General features: G+C 42.3%; 17 protein-coding genes and 1 riboswitch. Of the genes, 7 read left to right on the forward strand and 10 right to left on the reverse strand.

The features are described 5' to 3' along the window. Positions 1 to 8: 8 nt before the first annotated feature. A complete protein-coding gene (locus KNO69_RS06075) occupies positions 9 to 767 on the reverse strand; it encodes an MBL fold metallo-hydrolase (protein ID WP_214816725.1) in 759 nt (252 codons plus the stop codon). Between the two features lie 126 nt (positions 768 to 893). Here KNO69_RS06075 and KNO69_RS06080 point away from each other — a divergent pair, with 126 nt between their 5' ends. Continuing rightward, entirely contained in the window at positions 894 to 1,301 is a 408-nt protein-coding gene (locus KNO69_RS06080) for an Lrp/AsnC family transcriptional regulator (RefSeq protein WP_214816728.1), read from the forward strand. Positions 1,302 to 1,664: 363 nt separating this feature from the next. Here the strand turns inward: KNO69_RS06080 and KNO69_RS06085 are convergent, their stop codons facing one another. Continuing rightward, positions 1,665 to 2,489, reverse strand: coding sequence for a hypothetical protein (locus KNO69_RS06085; protein WP_214816731.1), 825 nt, complete (start codon positions 2,487 to 2,489; stop codon positions 1,665 to 1,667). A gap of 541 nt (positions 2,490 to 3,030) precedes the next feature. Here KNO69_RS06085 and KNO69_RS06090 point away from each other — a divergent pair. Beyond that, positions 3,031 to 3,765 carry a hypothetical protein gene (locus tag KNO69_RS06090; RefSeq protein ID WP_214816733.1) on the forward strand — a complete coding sequence of 245 codons (735 nt, stop codon included), beginning with the start codon at positions 3,031 to 3,033 and terminating at the stop codon, positions 3,763 to 3,765. Between the two features lie 145 nt (positions 3,766 to 3,910). On the opposite strand, the gene KNO69_RS06095 is transcribed toward KNO69_RS06090, so the two are convergent. After that, positions 3,911 to 4,252, reverse strand: a complete 342-nt coding sequence (locus tag KNO69_RS06095) for a YolD-like family protein (RefSeq protein ID WP_251124871.1) — start codon at positions 4,250 to 4,252, stop codon at positions 3,911 to 3,913. Between the two features lie 370 nt (positions 4,253 to 4,622). On the opposite strand from KNO69_RS06095, the gene KNO69_RS06100 reads away from it, so the two are divergent. Further along, positions 4,623 to 5,078 carry a JAB domain-containing protein gene (locus KNO69_RS06100; protein WP_214816735.1) on the forward strand — a complete coding sequence of 152 codons (456 nt, stop codon included), beginning with the start codon at positions 4,623 to 4,625 and terminating at the stop codon, positions 5,076 to 5,078. A 240-nt stretch (positions 5,079 to 5,318) separates the two neighbouring features. Here KNO69_RS06100 and KNO69_RS06105 read toward each other — a convergent pair whose 3' ends face one another. Then, entirely contained in the window at positions 5,319 to 5,900 is a 582-nt protein-coding gene (locus tag KNO69_RS06105; protein WP_214816737.1) for a DUF5067 domain-containing protein, read from the reverse strand. Between the two features lie 671 nt (positions 5,901 to 6,571). Between KNO69_RS06105 and KNO69_RS06110 the strand changes: the two genes are divergently transcribed. Next, positions 6,572 to 6,769 (forward strand): hypothetical protein, encoded by a 198-nt coding sequence (locus KNO69_RS06110; protein WP_214816739.1) that lies wholly within the window; start codon positions 6,572 to 6,574, stop codon positions 6,767 to 6,769. Positions 6,770 to 6,976: 207 nt separating this feature from the next. Here the strand turns inward: KNO69_RS06110 and KNO69_RS06115 are convergent, their stop codons facing one another. Then, positions 6,977 to 7,603, reverse strand: a complete 627-nt coding sequence (locus tag KNO69_RS06115) for an undecaprenyl diphosphate synthase family protein (protein WP_214816741.1) — start codon at positions 7,601 to 7,603, stop codon at positions 6,977 to 6,979. A 2-nt stretch (positions 7,604 to 7,605) separates the two neighbouring features. Continuing rightward, positions 7,606 to 11,802, reverse strand: a complete 4,197-nt coding sequence (locus KNO69_RS06120) for a DNRLRE domain-containing protein (RefSeq protein ID WP_214816744.1) — start codon at positions 11,800 to 11,802, stop codon at positions 7,606 to 7,608. Between the two features lie 541 nt (positions 11,803 to 12,343). On the opposite strand from KNO69_RS06120, the gene KNO69_RS06125 reads away from it, so the two are divergent. Continuing rightward, the gene (locus KNO69_RS06125; RefSeq protein ID WP_214816747.1) at positions 12,344 to 12,550 is read left to right on the forward strand and encodes a hypothetical protein; all 207 of its coding nucleotides are present in this window, start codon (positions 12,344 to 12,346) and stop codon (positions 12,548 to 12,550) included. 136 nt (positions 12,551 to 12,686) lie between these two features. Beyond that, complete coding sequence (locus KNO69_RS06130) at positions 12,687 to 13,061, forward strand: hypothetical protein (RefSeq protein WP_214684193.1); 375 nt, start codon at positions 12,687 to 12,689, stop codon at positions 13,059 to 13,061. A 222-nt stretch (positions 13,062 to 13,283) separates the two neighbouring features. On the opposite strand, the gene KNO69_RS06135 is transcribed toward KNO69_RS06130, so the two are convergent. The 4 genes from KNO69_RS06135 to KNO69_RS06150 form a co-directional block, all read right to left on the reverse strand. Continuing rightward, complete coding sequence (locus KNO69_RS06135; RefSeq protein WP_214684194.1) at positions 13,284 to 13,529, reverse strand: hypothetical protein; 246 nt, start codon at positions 13,527 to 13,529, stop codon at positions 13,284 to 13,286. A gap of 144 nt (positions 13,530 to 13,673) precedes the next feature. Continuing rightward, positions 13,674 to 14,090, reverse strand: coding sequence for a DM13 domain-containing protein (locus KNO69_RS06140; protein ID WP_251024845.1), 417 nt, complete (start codon positions 14,088 to 14,090; stop codon positions 13,674 to 13,676). Positions 14,091 to 14,299: 209 nt separating this feature from the next. Then, on the reverse strand, positions 14,300 to 14,824 hold the full coding sequence (gene msrA, locus KNO69_RS06145) for a peptide-methionine (S)-S-oxide reductase MsrA (protein WP_214684195.1): 525 nt from the start codon (positions 14,822 to 14,824) through the stop codon (positions 14,300 to 14,302). A 67-nt stretch (positions 14,825 to 14,891) separates the two neighbouring features. After that, positions 14,892 to 14,991, reverse strand: a riboswitch (SAM riboswitch). A 44-nt stretch (positions 14,992 to 15,035) separates the two neighbouring features. Continuing rightward, positions 15,036 to 15,197 carry a hypothetical protein gene (locus KNO69_RS06150; protein ID WP_214816750.1) on the reverse strand — a complete coding sequence of 54 codons (162 nt, stop codon included), beginning with the start codon at positions 15,195 to 15,197 and terminating at the stop codon, positions 15,036 to 15,038. Between the two features lie 113 nt (positions 15,198 to 15,310). Here KNO69_RS06150 and KNO69_RS06155 point away from each other — a divergent pair, with 113 nt between their 5' ends. Then, entirely contained in the window at positions 15,311 to 16,717 is a 1,407-nt protein-coding gene (locus KNO69_RS06155; RefSeq protein WP_251124872.1) for an amidase family protein, read from the forward strand. Positions 16,718 to 16,775 lie beyond the last annotated feature (58 nt).

Consider the following 16,775-nt stretch of genomic DNA (forward strand, 5'->3'; position numbering starts at 1 on the left):
CTCTATATTTAGAAGGTGTATGATTGACCATCATCCGGGATTAAAACATGGGATGAGATTTCTTTTTCTTCAATAAAGTTTTTTAGTTCTTCTCTAGATAGCGCCCAATGATTCACAGCTTCCATGTGGACTGAAATGATTTTTGCGTTCGGCGCAGCTTTATATACCTCGTAAATATCTTCTTTTCCCATTACTAAAGAACCGCCTTCATGGAATTGATTGTCTCCAGCGTTTACCACAATAATACTCGGGTTGTGGGCGTCAATGACTTCTTGAACTCCTTCATACCAAACAGTGTCGCCAGCCACGTATAATGTCTTCTCGTTTGAGTGTTTGAAGACAACACCGCAAACTTGACCAGCTAGTTCCACCATAGGACCTCGACCATGCTCTCCATTTGTTTTAATCAGTTGTATGTCCTCAAAAATTGTGTCTTCTTTCAAAATCTCAACGTCCTGAAAACCATCTGCTTGAAGAATGGTTGCATCTTCTTCGTTTTGTACGTATAACTTGATCTTTTTAGGTAATGCCTCTTTTGCTGCATCATCCCAGTGATCATGATGTAAATGTGTAACAATAACAGCATCTACATCTATAATGTCATTAATGGACATGGGTAGATCCACTAAAGGATTATTTTGATCTTGCCTAGGTGAGTTAGGGAAAGGGGGAAAGGTACCTTTCTCAGCTAACATCGGATCGATTAAAAATTTCTTACCTGCATATTTCACGACGATTGTTGCATTACGGATTTGGTGTATCTGCATTTTTCTATCTCCTTTTATTATGTTTGTTTTAAACTATTTATAGTCTATACTAGGAACAATTAATAAATACATGGCTTGATTAAAGTCATTTGTGTGTTTGACTTTATTAATGAAAGGAATTTACTGATGTTAGATAAAACGGATGTACTCATTTTAAAAGAGCTCTCTCAAAATAGCCGGATTACGATGAAAGAATTAGGTGAGAAAGTACATCTATCTAGTCCTGCGACTTCAGCTAGAGTAATGAAGTTGGAGGAACAAGGGATTATTGAAGGATATACCGTTAAATTAAATCAAGATAAATTAGGTTATCCAATACATGCTTTTATTACAATCTTCAATAAAAGTGATCGTCATCAATCTTATCTTTTGTTCGTAGAAACACAAAATCAGCACGTAATAAATAACTATAAAATTAGTGGAGAGGGTTGTTACCTTCTTGAATGTAAATTTTCATCTAATAAATCACTAGATGAATTTTTAACAGACTTGAACAAACATACCAATTATAAATGCTCCATCGTTATCAATTAATAAGGCTAAAATGAAATGAAATTGTATTAGTTATTGAAAGCGATGAATCTCAGATTCTCTAACTTAATCATAATAAAGCTGAAGAACTATAATATTAATAAACAAATAAGGTCTCTGATTTAAGATCGGAGACCGCTTTTTTTATTTTAAGGTACAAAGAATAAACAGGCTTTTTTAGTCGACAAATTAAAGGTTTATATTGTGAATTAAGAAATAAAGTACACATTGCGGATGTAGATAAGTCATTTAATTTATAGTGAATTTTAATTGTTAAACTATCTAACAAAGCGTCGTTTTAAAAACTGACTATTGTAAGGAAGAGAAGGTGTCTAATATCACCTCAGATCAATATTCTCAATGAAATCATTTTTCATCGAAACCCATATATTTACTCTTCGATATATGACGCGAACAATATAAAGAATATAGACAAAAGAAAAGTTTAATACAGTCTTGTTGCTGTATCTGACCGTACTCCAGACTGCCGTGTAGAGCATGATGTCTTTTGAAACCATAATGCCCTTTATTGCTATTCATCAACGCATACGCATGTAAAGCGTATGAAATAAAGAGAAATTCTATAGCACTACGCTCTCCTGAATCTAGAGTTTCTTTGATTTTCTTGTGTTTTTTCTTTATATCATCTTTATCTGTTTTTTCTAATGACTTGATACGTTTATCGGGTGAAATCTTCACTTCTCCATCTATACTTGTGTACCAGTGGGAAACGAACGAATCAATCACAGGGTACAAAGATATAAAGCTTAGAGCATAATCTTCTCTCGTATAAGCATTGTATGACTGCCTCAACAGGATTGTTGTGTCTCCGAAACAAGAATCGTCAGAAGCCAATGCAGCTATTTTCTTTTCAAAATGAATTTCCATCCATCGCATCATCCATTTAGAATTTAAAACATGTGGCATTTCAGCTAGTGTCATTTCATCCAACATATCCATATTAAGAAAGAGATTTTCTTTTGCCCCAGTCTCAGCTTGCTTTCCAAGGACTTCATAGGATTCAACAAAGGTCTGTTCAAGAAGTTCAAAGTCTATTTGATTGAGGAAGTATTGTATACTTTTCTGTGCTTCATTTACTTGACGTTGTTGAGCCTCAGCAATTTTCAAAAAAGTATCTTGCATTTTTTTCATCTCAGAGCCAAACTGTTCTAGCAATTCCTTATTAATCATCTTTGCTTCATCTCCTAGCTATAGCTTCTTGTTATATTCTTTTCATTATTCAATTTGAAATAAAAAGGGGCATTTACAAAATAGGGTTTCAAAAAGTTTAATATTCAAAAAACAATGTATTATGACAAGGAAATTCAGCACAGGAATCATTGCGTTTTATAAACAGTATGATCCTTGCAGTATGATTTTAAAAACAATCTTTTTTGGAACCTATTATGAGACTACAGACTATCTTATATTATAAAAGGCCATTTATAGCTCAAAAAGCCATTTAACAAATAAAGTATTATAATCATTGTGAGCATGACATATGGAGGGAGCTTTAAAACTCATGAAAACTGTACGGTTGATAAAAATATTTATTGCCTCGCCAGGAGATGTTAGTGATCAACGTGACGAAGTTGAAAAAATAATTTGGGATTGGAACAACGAACACACTGATTCAAAAAACATCGTGTTAATGCCTATTCGGTGGGAGAACAATTCGTAAGCTTCTTATGCTTTAGATAAAGATGGCCAAGCAGTTATTAATGAACAAATCTTGAAGTCTAGTGATGTTCTCATAGCGATATTTGGAAACCGTATAGGTACGAGAACTAGAAATGGAAAGTCTGGGACAGTTGAGGAAATCAATGTTTTTTATGATCACCATTCAAGAGGTGTAGGTATTTTCTTTGTAGACAATGATGTGCCTGTTCCGCAAATTGAAGAACGAAAGATTGTCCTGTTATATAGAGATCACCTTGCCAAACATGAATGTGGATTGTACGAGACTTATAACGAGCGAAAGATAAGACATTTTATTAGTAAACAGGTACATGAGTTAACCGGAAATTTTATCGAAGAAAAAAACGGAATTTCTGATAATATAGAATCAAAAATTTTAAAAGAAAATATCTTCGATGACATAGAATTTGATAATGACGAACGACTCTTTTTTATATTCATTGTTGAACATGAACTTCAGAACTTTGGAGCGAGTTGGAGAACCGAGGAAACTTTGAAACAAATTGAGGAATGGGAACAAAAGAACAATTTGCAAAGTTATCTATGCTCTAAATATGAGTCTGTATTAACAAAACTTGAACAACGAAAAATTCTAAGTATTACTGAATACACAGGACCGGGTAATCCAAGGTTATATGCTATAAGCGATAAAAATTATCGGGATTTGAAAAAAACTATACGCGACAATCTCGATGCGGTACAAAAATTAAAATCTCAGTTTTCAATGCAAGATGATTCAATTATATTGGAACCGGATTTGCCATTTTGACTCTCATTAAAAACGCAATAAAAGTCATAGAAATGTTCGGAACAAGAACTTACTCAATGTAGTTGAGTTCTTGTTCTTTTTATTTTTAAAAGTCGAGAAGCGAAACTTCGTTTCGTGACGCAGACTTCGAAAAACCGCCAGGGCGTTAGTCCATCGATTGTTCCACGTGAATGATTGCCTCGAACGGCACATGGATGATCCCATCCCGCTGATTGGCCAGTTCGACGGTCCGCTCCAAATAGTTCGTTCGGTGCACGAACCCCTTGAACCGTTTCATCTCCCGCTCCTCCACATATTTTACCTCGACCATATCCCCACTGAAAATTGCGTCATTCAGCACGTTTTCATAAACCGATAAGACCTGTTCATCGACATCTGGCATCTCAATCTTTTGGATTTCCTTATAATACTTCGTCAATAACGCCTTGTGCTCGGGCATAAGGAATGGGATCCATTTTAGCTCACCCCGGTCGCGATACATCGTCATAAAAATCATCCTCCTAATAATAAGAACGTTTGTTCCTATTTTATACCCGGTTTATCTCGTTTGAACAGCCTTTTTCTTGATTGGTGTTCCATGCGTCCTGTTTCCGTACTCTAGCTCGCTGGTCGTCGGTGCAAGGGACGTCAAAAAAATGACGCGCCCTCCGGCCCGTCTTCCTTCGCTTTAGGCTCAAAGCAAGGCTTTTCGCTCGTTGGCTACGGAAGCCTGGACCTATGTGCGCTCTACGCATTTTTTTGAGGCTCTCCCTGCGGTCGCCCTTGCACCGTCTCCCGACGCTCGCTTCGTTCCCGTCAACAGGACGCACAACGGTGTTCGTTCTGAGGTCAGCTTATCCGAAAGGGGACAAACCAACATGGAACTATCGTCAATTATCGAGGTCATCCGTATCAAGCAAGAGATTCGAGAGGAAATGGTCGCCCTCGAGCACGCCGTCATCCAATCACCTGACAATGCTCGGCAAATCGGGGCATCCTTCATCGGGGATGATGACCGTGAGGTGTTCCTCGTCATCATGTTGAACACGAAAAATCGGGTCATCGGCGTCCATCGGGCGCACGTCGGGAGCGTCAATTCGAGCGTCGTTCACCCGAGAGAAATCTTCAAATGCGCGATTTTGAACAATGCCTCGTGCCTCATCGCCTGTCACCAACATCCGAGCGGGGACCCGAGCCCGAGCCGGGAGGATATCCTCGTCTCTGAACGTTTATATGAGGCTGGAGACCTCATGGGCATCCCGGTGCTCGACCATCTCATCCTCGGTGCGGACGAGTCATATGTCAGCATGAAACAGCGAGGTTACATGGGTTGAACGGAATGGAGTGGGGCCGGGGACCGGTCCCGGTCCGTCCGGGAAGGGCAAGGACGAAAAACGTGCGTTTTTCTTTGACGGGATGGGCGACTCGCGTTGCTCTCGCCTGGATCCATAGAGCGGGATCCGGAAAAGGTCCGTTTTCGCATAACGAAAACGGTGATACGGGATGCAAACATCAAAAAAGAACCTGTCGTCTTCTATACGCAGGTCCTCTGTATCGTTCTGAGTTGTATCGTCTTATTTGATTTCAATTGTCTGTTCACCCAATTTGTCGCCGGTGATGCCTTGCGTGGCCACGAGAGTGACCGGTGTCTCCAAGTCGTCGAGTTCATAGGCGACAGCGTTCGAGACCGTGCCGTCCTGTTTGATGGTCTCGAGCTGACTGTCGAGGAACTGCTCGTCCGGCAGCATGCCAACCTCGAGGGTGTTGACCGCGTTCGGGTCATTGTCTTGGATCGCCTCGAAGACGATCATCCAGGCACTTGTCGGGTCGATGTCTTTCCCGGTCAGGTTCGTCGTGTCATACCAGATGGCGAGGACCGCTTTGTCGCCATACTCGTTCCCCGGCTCTCCGGGTGGGATCACTTTCGTCTCGGTGATCTGAATCTTGAGGTCAATCAATTTTGCTTCACCGTCTTTGAAATAGACGTCGCTCTCCGCCGCTTCGTTTTCTGTCTCTTCTGTTTCAATCGTCTCTGTCACGGTCTCTGACCCACTCGTTGTGTCCTCCGTGGTCGAAACCGTCTCCTCTGTCGCACCACATCCGGTGGCGAGTAGTAACAGCAACGGGATGCCCCATAATCCGATCGTCTTTGCCATGTCATGTCCTCCTTTGATTTTAAATGTGCCTGTCGTCCATCCTGTCTGGGTCCTATAAGACGCCAGATCAGAAACTGTTAAATATTTACTTGTTGCTTCATTCTATCACGTATGTCCGGTTCACCCATTACAAATAATCTGTCAGGTATTTGGGGCAGGGGATGTGTATCTTAGAGGAGAATCGGGAGAGTCTCACATGCCTGAGGATTCATTTCGTATCCCGTGCGTCGCCTTTCGGAAAGCCAAGTCGGGCTCATGCGTGAGCGTCTAGCGCCAGTGGCAAAGTTGCTCATCGCACCGCTGCCCCCCTGACGGCCCGATAACAGGAGCTGCTGGCTCACTGCCGCATCTCTATGTTCCTGGTCCTTTCTGACGGGAGGCACGGGGCGTAAGGGCAACGTCAAAAGCGAGATCGAGGGCGTGTCTAACGTCAGGTAAGGTCCGTTTTCGCATGACGAAAACGAGATGGTTCGTGTGTGAAGGTTGGACGTTGTTTTGGTCTGTCTCGTAAGAAGCTTGTTTGATGAAATAGTAGAAGTGAAAACACGGTTTGTTTATTGAAAATGACCCTGTTTTCTAAACAAGCCCTAGGGCTTACGTGAAATAAGCCGAGATGTTGCTTGCGCGAATTTGAGATATAGTTAGGCTATCAACAGGAGAGGATGATTCAGATGGATAATTTTCAACTTGATCAACAGACGATGGACGAGATGACGGAGGTGTTGCTTCGACGCCTTCCTGACCGACTTCAAGTGGATTTTGATGACTTAAAACTCGTGAGCATGGACATTCTTTGCGATGTGAGAGTCGGAGAACGTTTGACCGACCTTACCGTTTTCTTTAGTACAAATACGCTTCGCCATAATTGACGTACATAAGAACAAAAAGAAGTTCGTATATCTTCATATAATCTTTCTAGTAAATGTTTTTATTCAAGCAAAAAACACCTTTGATGCTAGCACATTTTAAAAATTGTACCACGCCGAAGGTGTTTTTATATTATCTCAAGAAAATTAGGGTACTCCCGTCCAATTTATATGCGAAGGGCATTTTTTCTTACTTTAGTTTCACACTTTTTAATAAGTTACCCCTAGAATGAAGGGCCTTAATGCAATATATGATTCTGGGATGTTAATCCATCTCTCTAGATATGGATCATAGTAACGGCCACTTTTGATTCCTTCTCTTGAATTCCATTCTCCTTCAAATAAACAATCTTTCTCACTTCTTAAATACATCTCTAAGCGTTCATCTGAATTTTCATGCTCGTCCAGTCCCTGTGTATCTGGTCCCAAATATTCTTCGAGCTCTTCAGAGGAAAGATTAGAGTAATAGGCCCATTTTTCTGGACCGGCCAAATATCTAAGACCTTCATAGAGGGAATCGAACTTGAGGAATTCTCGTCTTGTTTCAAATTCTTTGGAGTCTCGCCATTCGTATACGGTGAGCCAGCGTTGAGCGAAATCGAACAATCTGAATGTACCTTCGCTTAAATCAGGTTCGGACTTGTCATGAGTCACGACTTGTTCTTCACCGTCTGAGTATTTGATATAGTATATGAGTTCACCTGACATCTCTTCGTTCTCTAAAAAATCAAATAGTTCCATCTCTTTATCATTGAGTAATTCTACCAAAGAGATTTCCTGTTCAGAATTCATCTCTCGATACATGATGACCAGGTTTTTAATGCTACAGATTTTCAACTTCAGTACCTCCAATACTGTATTTTTGGATAGAATTGCGTTACTTGCGGATTCTTACTTGATCCATCTGCATACTTTTGAATACCTACGCGATAAAACTTGCCATCGACATATGCATCATATTGAAAGAATTTCTCACCTTTATATTTCAAAAAGTCATTTGCAATCTTTGATTTTCTCGCATGAAGCGTTTTTGAAAGGGCGTTTAATATCTGTGTGTTTGTCGTATCGGGTGGGAAAAATGTCTGCGGCTTTGATTTTCCAGGACCGGACGTCCCAATCCAATATCTAAGGTCATGTCGATATAACATATGCCCAAATCTTTCATTCTTTAGTATAAGCGGTTTTTTGGCGCCGGGTAATACATTTGGGAATGCAATATGGTCCTTGTTTTGCATATATGCTTTTGCTGCATCTAGACCTGGCTTTTTATTGTTATTATTTTTTGATTTAACTTTTACTGTCTCAACTAAGTCTCCTTTAGTATCTTTGTCATCTTTAGGTTTACGGATTTGTACACGTCCATGCTCTATAAATTTTGAAAGAGCTTTAAATAATGCCCTGCGTTGCACAGATACTGTTGGTTTAGGGGCTAGAATTTCTATGGAGTCTCCGTTTGATTCTATATAAAATCCATCAATTATTGTCTCTTCTATAGAAGATTCTGAAATAATTGTTTTTTCGATTTCATTTTCTGGATACTCAATTTCAAGTTCGCTTTCACTAAATTCTCCATCTTTAGTTAAAGTTCTGATTTTCAATTTTAACAAAGGCGCTATTCGAATTTCATCCTCTGAAAGTCCATTACGTCGATAAAGGTCATCCAAACGTTTAGGTAATACACTACCGCTTAAATTGTCTACAAACTCTTGGCCACTAGGATCAGAAGGGTATACTTTAGCCTCATCAGAGTTCCAGGTTGTTTTTTCTCCTAAATTATATTTGTTATAAGTCTTGCCATTATATAAATATAATTTAGAAGTGGTTCCTTCAGCTTTTTCCCAGGATAACTGAATTTCGCGAGAACCGTTTGTTTTAATAATATTTTGTGTGACTCCAATTTCTGGTGATTCTAGAGGCAATTCAATTTCTTGAATTGCAGAAGGTGGGCGTGCTCCGTCTTCGTGAACTGCTGTGACTCTAATCTGATAATTATCCTTAACAACAGTTGTCAAACCGAATTTTTGGTTGACTCGTTTATACAATTCACTAGGATTTTTTACTATGCCTTGCCCGTCCTCATTTGTTCTAAATGATAGTTCTCCTCTCCCCATTTGTTCTTCGGTCGGGAAGATTTTTTTGTCGGCCGTCGACCACTGTGTTTCATCACCAGGCACATCAAAGTAGGTATAATCGTGCCCATTATATATCATTACTTGATATTTTAAGACATTATCAATAGGTTCCCAATCTAAATAAAAATCACTTTTTAAATGGGAATTTTCTGTTGTACTTTCTAATTCTTGGTCTACCAAATTTGAACTTGAGAAGACGGTAACGCTTGGTTCACTCATTTGCTCATAGCTTGTATTTACCTTGACGGCCGTATTTTCAACATCTGAGATTGAAATGACAGAAGAGCCCTTCTCCTCAGAAGTTTTACTTAGCCCAAGGTAACGTTGAGGGTCTGTTAATGCTTTACTTGTATCTTCTCCTCGATAACTTTGAACATTAATATAATAATTATGATCAGTTAGATTGGTTTCATCATATTGCCCATACAATATGCCAGGTATACGTGAAAGTTCTTCCCCAGAACCATCTGATGTAAATAATTTATCGCTGAGGTTGCTCGGCCAAATTCCTCTATGCTTACTACTCCAATAATTTAAGTTGCCCCTGATTCTACCCACAATTTGCTGGTGTTCTCCATTGTGCAACGATACGATGTAACCTTTAGCGTCATCTATACGAGGCCAAGTAGAAACTAAATGTCCTGAATCATCATCATGTACTGAAAAGTATCCTTTACTTGAGACCATAGGTGTCGCGGTAGGAAGCCATATACGAGTGAATGCAGAAGGAAGACTTTCACCTTTGCTTGATTTCGCAATGATTTTTGCAAAGTAGTAAGAGGCAGAGCCCGCATATTTAGAATCAGTCGCCCAATACATCTGAAGTGGGTCTGCTAAAAAATCAGTACCATCTCCATTTTGTCTAAAGATACCAGATGAACTATTCGAGTATAATTGAGATTCCGTGGGGAAAATACCCTTTCCTTTGCTTGACCATTGTGTCGTATTACCGACTGGTATCCTCTCATATGTCGTACCATTAAAAAATTGCAGATCATAAGAAGTCGCACCTTCTACTTCATCCCAATCCAAAACAAAATGACCGCGTGAGGTCGATGGGTCCAAAGCTGTAGATAACACAGTCGGCGCTGAAGGTGTGCTTGGTATGATTCCATCCAACACCGGTTTTGCAATCTTAGATGGGGCACTGGAACCTAATGGATAATCTGCAATTACTCTAAATTGAAACGCCTTTGAGGTCGTTGTCACTCCTGAACTTATTGAATACATCTCTGTCGGGTCCATAGGCAACTCTTGCCCATCACCACTTCTAAACTTGATACCGCCAGAATTTGCATCTTTTACACCGTACTGTGACGAAAGCGGCCACATTTTTTTATTTTTCGTTGTAAATGATGTGGCTAATCCGTTGTACACTGTCTGCCACCCTTTGCCGTCGAACATCTGAAGACGATAGCCTGTGGCACCATTTATCGATGGCCAGGAAACATTGACATAACCAGTTGTGGCGCCTGCTCCAGAAGGAAACGGGTTGGTTGTTAAAGGTTGCATTTGGGGGTAGCTATATGTAACGGAAAGATTAGTAATATTCTTGCCATTTTCCCCTGCAGAAAGTTGTTTCCAATGTGTCATCTCATTGCCGTTCGAGTGGAACTTGAATCCATAATCCGCTCGTTTCCCCGTCACAACTTCTTTCACTGCATTCGTTACATTGAAAGATGCCCATTCGTTTCGTGCTACAGTCGTCGAAGTAATTCCCGTCGAAGGGGGTCTCGTGTTCCAGGTCACGTTGTTTTCAGACCAGGAGCTAGCTACTTTATCTACCCACATTTCGGTCTTCGCTGTAGCGTAATAACTCCAGTTCACGAATGTTTTCAAAGTAGCAGAGGTCACATCTGCTCCTTTTAGGTTGTCAAGGGTATACATTTTGACTAATGCATAATTCGTGCCTGTTGAAGAATCATATTTGCCCACACGTAATACGTACTGTCCCAAACTTGAGTTCCAGTACTGATTGTGTCCGCGATCTGGGGCTGCACTTGTCACGAAAGTATCCAAACTAACGTTCTTTATCAATGTCGGATCGATATATACAGGATAGACTCGATCCTCTTCCAGCCACTTCGACGTAGGAATAAGCTTTACTTCGTAATGGTTTTCTTTTTTTATGAGTTGATATTCTACATCATAGTTCGGTTCAGAGAATCCGCCGCCCTCACTGACCTTGCTATCACTCATATTTGGTGCGGGCATCTCATAAATCTTCTCACCTTTAGCGTCTGAGAGCACCATTTTCCCTTCTTTACTTAATGTAGGGATTAATTTCGTGTTCAGTATGTAGTTGATGCTCTTCAATCCTTCAATTTTTTCATTTAAGATTACATCTTCTTTTATTTCTGTATTAAGTACGATATGCCGTAAATCTATCCCATCGAGAATGTCTCGGTAAGTGATTACATTTTCAGAAATTTCACCTTCAGATTTTTGAATCGGAATAAGTCCTTCCGAGGTTTCAATGCTGGCTAAGGAGAACTCTACCTTCTGATCCGCGTCATTGGTCACTTCTATAAAAGATTCTTTTGGATTTAGTTCTTTAGAAAATTTGATATCTAGTTTAGTTTCTTTAGTCACAAACCCGCCATCATTGTCAGGAATCAAGGTTGTATCAATTGCCTTCCATCCATTATTTTCTTCAACTTGTACATCACTCTCGAAAGTCGTCAAGCTATATTCGTTATCGCCATTAGAAGTCACAATCGTATTACCACTACTTAATCCTTCTTCTTGATTAACCATTAGATTAGTTATTTTTTTCTCTGGAGCCATATTTTCAACTAATTTATTAGTATTAGCCGCTACTCTTTCGAACCCATCTAAGTCTATAGAGGATACGATTAATGTACCTACCAAAAAGGCCGGAAAAATTCTTTTCTTGAAATCCAATTTCTCTGTCTCCTTTAGTAACGAATTTTGTCAGACCAAATAATAATAAAGTATTTACCGTTAAATTAATGATGATTTTTTATAAAAAAAGTAAAAAAATAATCAATTATTTTTTTGGAAACCATTAATTGGTAATTAAACCCTTTTTATTTTCTTGAATAGAACATATCTTTATATTTCAATTTTTAACCATGCTTTTTTAGTTTTATTTTTTGCACAGTGTTTTCAAAATAAAAGGACGAAAAACGCGCGTTTTTCTTTGACGAGAAGGGCGACTCACGTTGGTCTCGCCTGGATCCATAGAGCGGGATCCGGAAAAGGTCCGTTTTCGTATGACGAAAACGAGAGGATTCGTGTGTGAAGATTGGACGTGTCCCGTTAGAAGATTGTTTGATGAAATGTCATAAGTGAAAACACAGTTTGTTTATTGAAAATGACCATGTTTTCTAAACAAGCCCTAGGGCTTACGTGAAATTAGGTGAGATGTTGCTTGCGTAAATGCGAGATATCATTAGGCTATCAAATGGAGAGGATGATTCAGATGGATAAATTCCAACTAGACCAACAGACGATGGACGAGATGACGGAGGTATTGCTACGCCGCCTACCGGATCGGTTAAACGTTAAGAACGGGGAATTTAAACTTGTGAGTATGGATATCCTATGTAATGTGAAGGAAGGAGAAAGCTTGACCCACCTCACCGTCTTTTTCAATACCAATATGATTCGACGGAATCGTCGTACATAAGAAAAAGGGATGATTGTATACATGTATCTGTGTATACAATTTTTAAAAGTCTTCATTTCTGTAGCTTCATGAACAAAGACTGAATTGGCTCTGGACAGGGAATCGTTCTATAGAGAACCGGAAGGGGGGAGACGTAATGGACGAGGGGCTGCTTGATGACTATGCGTTCGGGAGATTGGATCCGTTCGTCCGGACCGTGTTCTCAGAACTGATGGAACATCCTGAGTGGATGCGTGTCGTCGACAGGGCACATTGCGTTGAGAAGGTCGTCCGGTTCGATGAAGGGCGGAACTCGCCTTACTTCCGCGTGGTGATTTATCTGGATGCAGAAGAGCGTCCGGTCAAGATAATGTATCTATACGGGACATGGGTGGTGGCGGATGGGGACGTCAGTTTCGTCGTCTCAGAGCTATCCAAGGGTGTAGAAGTGATGCATGTCCATTGGCTCATCAAGTATCGTTTCGAGGATTGGGGAGTCTCTGAAGACGGGGCATGGGAGAAGGAATGGTGATCCGGGCTCATGCGTGAGCGTCTAACGCTTCTTGGCGAAGTGGCTCATCGCAACGCTCCCCCTTAAAAACCATCATTCCACTTTCATAAAGACAAGTGATGATTCAGCCCTGATAATATCTTCTGCATACCTCACTTTAGGAGTACTCGAATAGGGTTACTTTTAGAACGGATGTAAATAGCTCTTTCAAAGCCTCCAATGGGAAAGACGGTGGATATGTCATCACTGTTTCAACTTGGATTGTCTGATCCGCCACATCATCGACGTCATAAACGCTGTCCATCCACCGAGTACTAGGATATAAATTCCTAAGAATAATACGAATGCCCCATAGTCTTCGAGCTCTTCGAATGGATTCCGAATGATCATCGGTTCGGATAACATGCCGACCACCATCAATGGAATGAAGAATAGAAAGAAACGTTTCCGAAAGTAGTGTTTGTACGGTTGTGTCAATGTCTGCTCCATATTCGTATCTCCTCAATTGAATTACACTTATTTACATATATGATAGCATGTTCTCATTTGAGGTTGGATGAAGAATCATTCTTTTTTCAGCCGATTGCAAATGCAAAGAGGGTGGTCGATTCATTCAGCCACCCTTCAGTCTGTTCATTCACTTGATCCAGTCAGTTCTCCCGTCCCGAACGTCGCGCTGAACGCACGGCACCAGATGACGACGGTGTTGTACTCTTCTAGATTCACATCCTTAGGGATCAAATAGTTTTGATTCCCGATGTTTCCTTTTAAGGCCCCTAGACTGACGCCTTCGGTCGTCTCCTGTCCTGGTTTCGTCAAATAGACGAATAAATCAGGACCGTTTGTCGTCTCAAATTCTTCAAATCGAAGGTACGTCCCGTCTTCTGCCTCGACCGAGCGGATTGTGCCGGTCGTCTTATAGTTTTTCTCCCCGTCCATGAACACACCCGCTACTTCGGTTGGACTCGGTTGTGCTTCCGGTGTCTCGGACGTCTCTTGATCTGATTCCTCTTCCTCTGGAGCTGGTGATTCGACTGCTGTCGACTGCAATCCTTCATCGACCGTCCCGGTTAAGAATAGTGGGGAGATGAGCCATCAGGCAACAGCGATTACGGCTACGCCAATCACACCGATGATGAGTTTCGTACTTGTTTTCATATATGTGTCCTCCTTTTCGGTTGTATGAACCGTTATTTCCCGTTTCCCGATTAATGTGCTAATTAAAAGACGCGAATGCTAACATTCGCGTCTGATGACCGTTATACGGTTTCCGTCCAGTTTTCCTCGATGAACTCGTCGCGTCCCGAGATGGCCCGGTCTTCCTTATAATGCTTCGGATTCTTTTTATGATAATCCTGATGGTAGTCTTCTGCAGCGAAGAACGTCGTCGCCGGAATGATTTTCGTGACGATCGGAGCCGAGAAGCGACCACTTGCTGCCAACACATCGCGACTCGCCTCAGCCGCGATATGTTGTTCTTCCGTGTGATAGAAGATGGCTGGGGCATACTGAGGTCCCCGGTCTTGGAATTGACCACCATCGTCCGTCGGGTCTGTCTGAATCCAATACAGCTCAAGAAGACGTTCATACGAGAATAATGCTGGATCATATGTGATTTGAACGACCTCGAGGTGCCCCGTTGTCCCGGTTTTCACTTGTTCATACGTCGGATTGTCGACCTGTCCGCCCATATAGCCGGATACGATGCCTTCAATCCCTGGTAATTCTTCAAATGGTGTCACCATGCACCAAAAACAGCCGCCTGCGAATGTTGCTTTTTCCATACTGTCGTTCCCTCCAAATCGTCATTCAACAAAAAAGCGCTCACGTCGGATGACATGAGCGCTTTCGTCATATCGTCCAAGGTTTCCCTTGCTGGTCGTAGCACCTTGCCTAAGGCAGGTTGCTGTGAAGTCGCGGAGCCAGATCTCTCGTTCACTCTTGATATCGATATGTAGTTGGTGAGAGCATCATACCACCCTCAAAATACATTCGTCAATGATTCGGTTTTCGTTTCAACTGAAAAACCGTCAAGACGATGATGAATCCAATCAACCCGATGGAAATGAGCGTACCATACGGCACATTCTCCCCATATAGCTGTAAGAAAAATAGACCGAATACGGCAAGCAACACAAAGACATAGGAGTGAGTCATTGGGACCTCCTGTTTTTTCTTAAGTGTATCAAGAACACATCGACTTGGCGATACGAAAAGGAAATCAGACGTAGAGCACGAATAAAGGGGGAGAGGTAAAGGAGGAATGCTTGATGGAACAAATCCAATTACATGAACTGACGATTGAACGTGCGCATCGTGGGTATAAAGAAGGACAATTCACGGCGAGAGACGTGACCGCCTACTATTTAGGACGGATTGCGACGTATAATGAACGACTTCACGCCGTCATTCAAGTCAATCCGGACGCGCTGTTCGAGGCAGAGGCAGCAGACCGGGCCTACAGAAAAGGGGTACGCAAACCGCTACTCGGCATCCCCGTCTTGATCAAGGACAATATCGAGACTACCGGTCTGATGCGAACGACTGCAGGTGCTACCGCGATGCGACATCATTTCGCCGGTCGAGATGCCGAACTCGTCAAACGGTTACGGGCTGATGGCGCCATCATCCTCGGGAAGGCGAACTTGTCTGAGTGGGCGAACTTTTTAACAGAAAATATGCCGAACGGCTGGAGTGCCGTCGGTGGACAGACGATGAACCCATACGGCGACGGGTTGGATGTCGGTGGGTCAAGCTCAGGGTCGGCTTCGGCGGTCGCGGCAAACCTTACACTTCTCGCAGTCGGATCTGAGACGAGCGGTTCAATCGTCCATCCGAGTGTCCATAACAGCATCGTCGGGATTAAGCCGACGGTCGGATTGATTAGCCGCTCCGGAATCATCCCGATCTCACGTTCTCAAGATACGGCGGGACCGATGGCGCGCACGCTTCGTGATGCAGTCATCGCCCTACAATCGATGTGCGGTGAGGATGAATCGGATCCCGCGACTCTCGAGACACCGGTCGGTCCCCCCTACGTGACATGTCTCGATGTGAGGCAAGCGGTCGGGATGCGTGTCGGGTTCGTCAAACCGGACATTTCGGAAGAAGAAGTCGGATTGTATGAGGGGGCGCTTCGATTGCTACGGCAAGCCGAGGTCGAACTCGTCGAGGTCACGCTTCCGAAGCATGCGGCACTAGAACAGGCGGACATCCTGTTCGACGAATTCAAGCTCGGGGTCGAGGCGTATCTTGCCAATACGACCGTGCCGTTTAAAACGCTTTCTGATTTGATCGAGTGGAACGCGGAACATCCTGAATCGATTCCGCACGGCCAGACCATCTTTGAAGAAGCGAACGCCAAATCTGGAAAACTGACTGAAGCGAACTATCTCAACCGACGCATCGAGGACGTCCGTCTCGCGAAAACGGAAGGGATTGACACATTGCTTGCGTCACATAAACTGGACGCACTCGTCCTGCCGCATGACATGAACTACGACATGGCTGCAAAAGCAGGTCATCCGACGATTACAATCCCATATCATTTGAAAAAGAGTGGTGCCCCATTCGGACTCTCGTTCACGGGGACGAGCTATGCGGAGCGTGATTTAATCCGAGTCGCTTATGCGTTCGAACAGTTCGTCACACGACCGACGCCTCCAGATTATTCGTAAGTTGCACCCGTCTCTCACGTCCGCTACAATGGTACGTATGCGGATTAGAGAAAGGACA

The organism is Exiguobacterium sp. s131 (assembly GCF_018617345.1).
Classification (GTDB): domain Bacteria; phylum Bacillota; class Bacilli; order Exiguobacteriales; family Exiguobacteriaceae; genus Exiguobacterium; species Exiguobacterium profundum.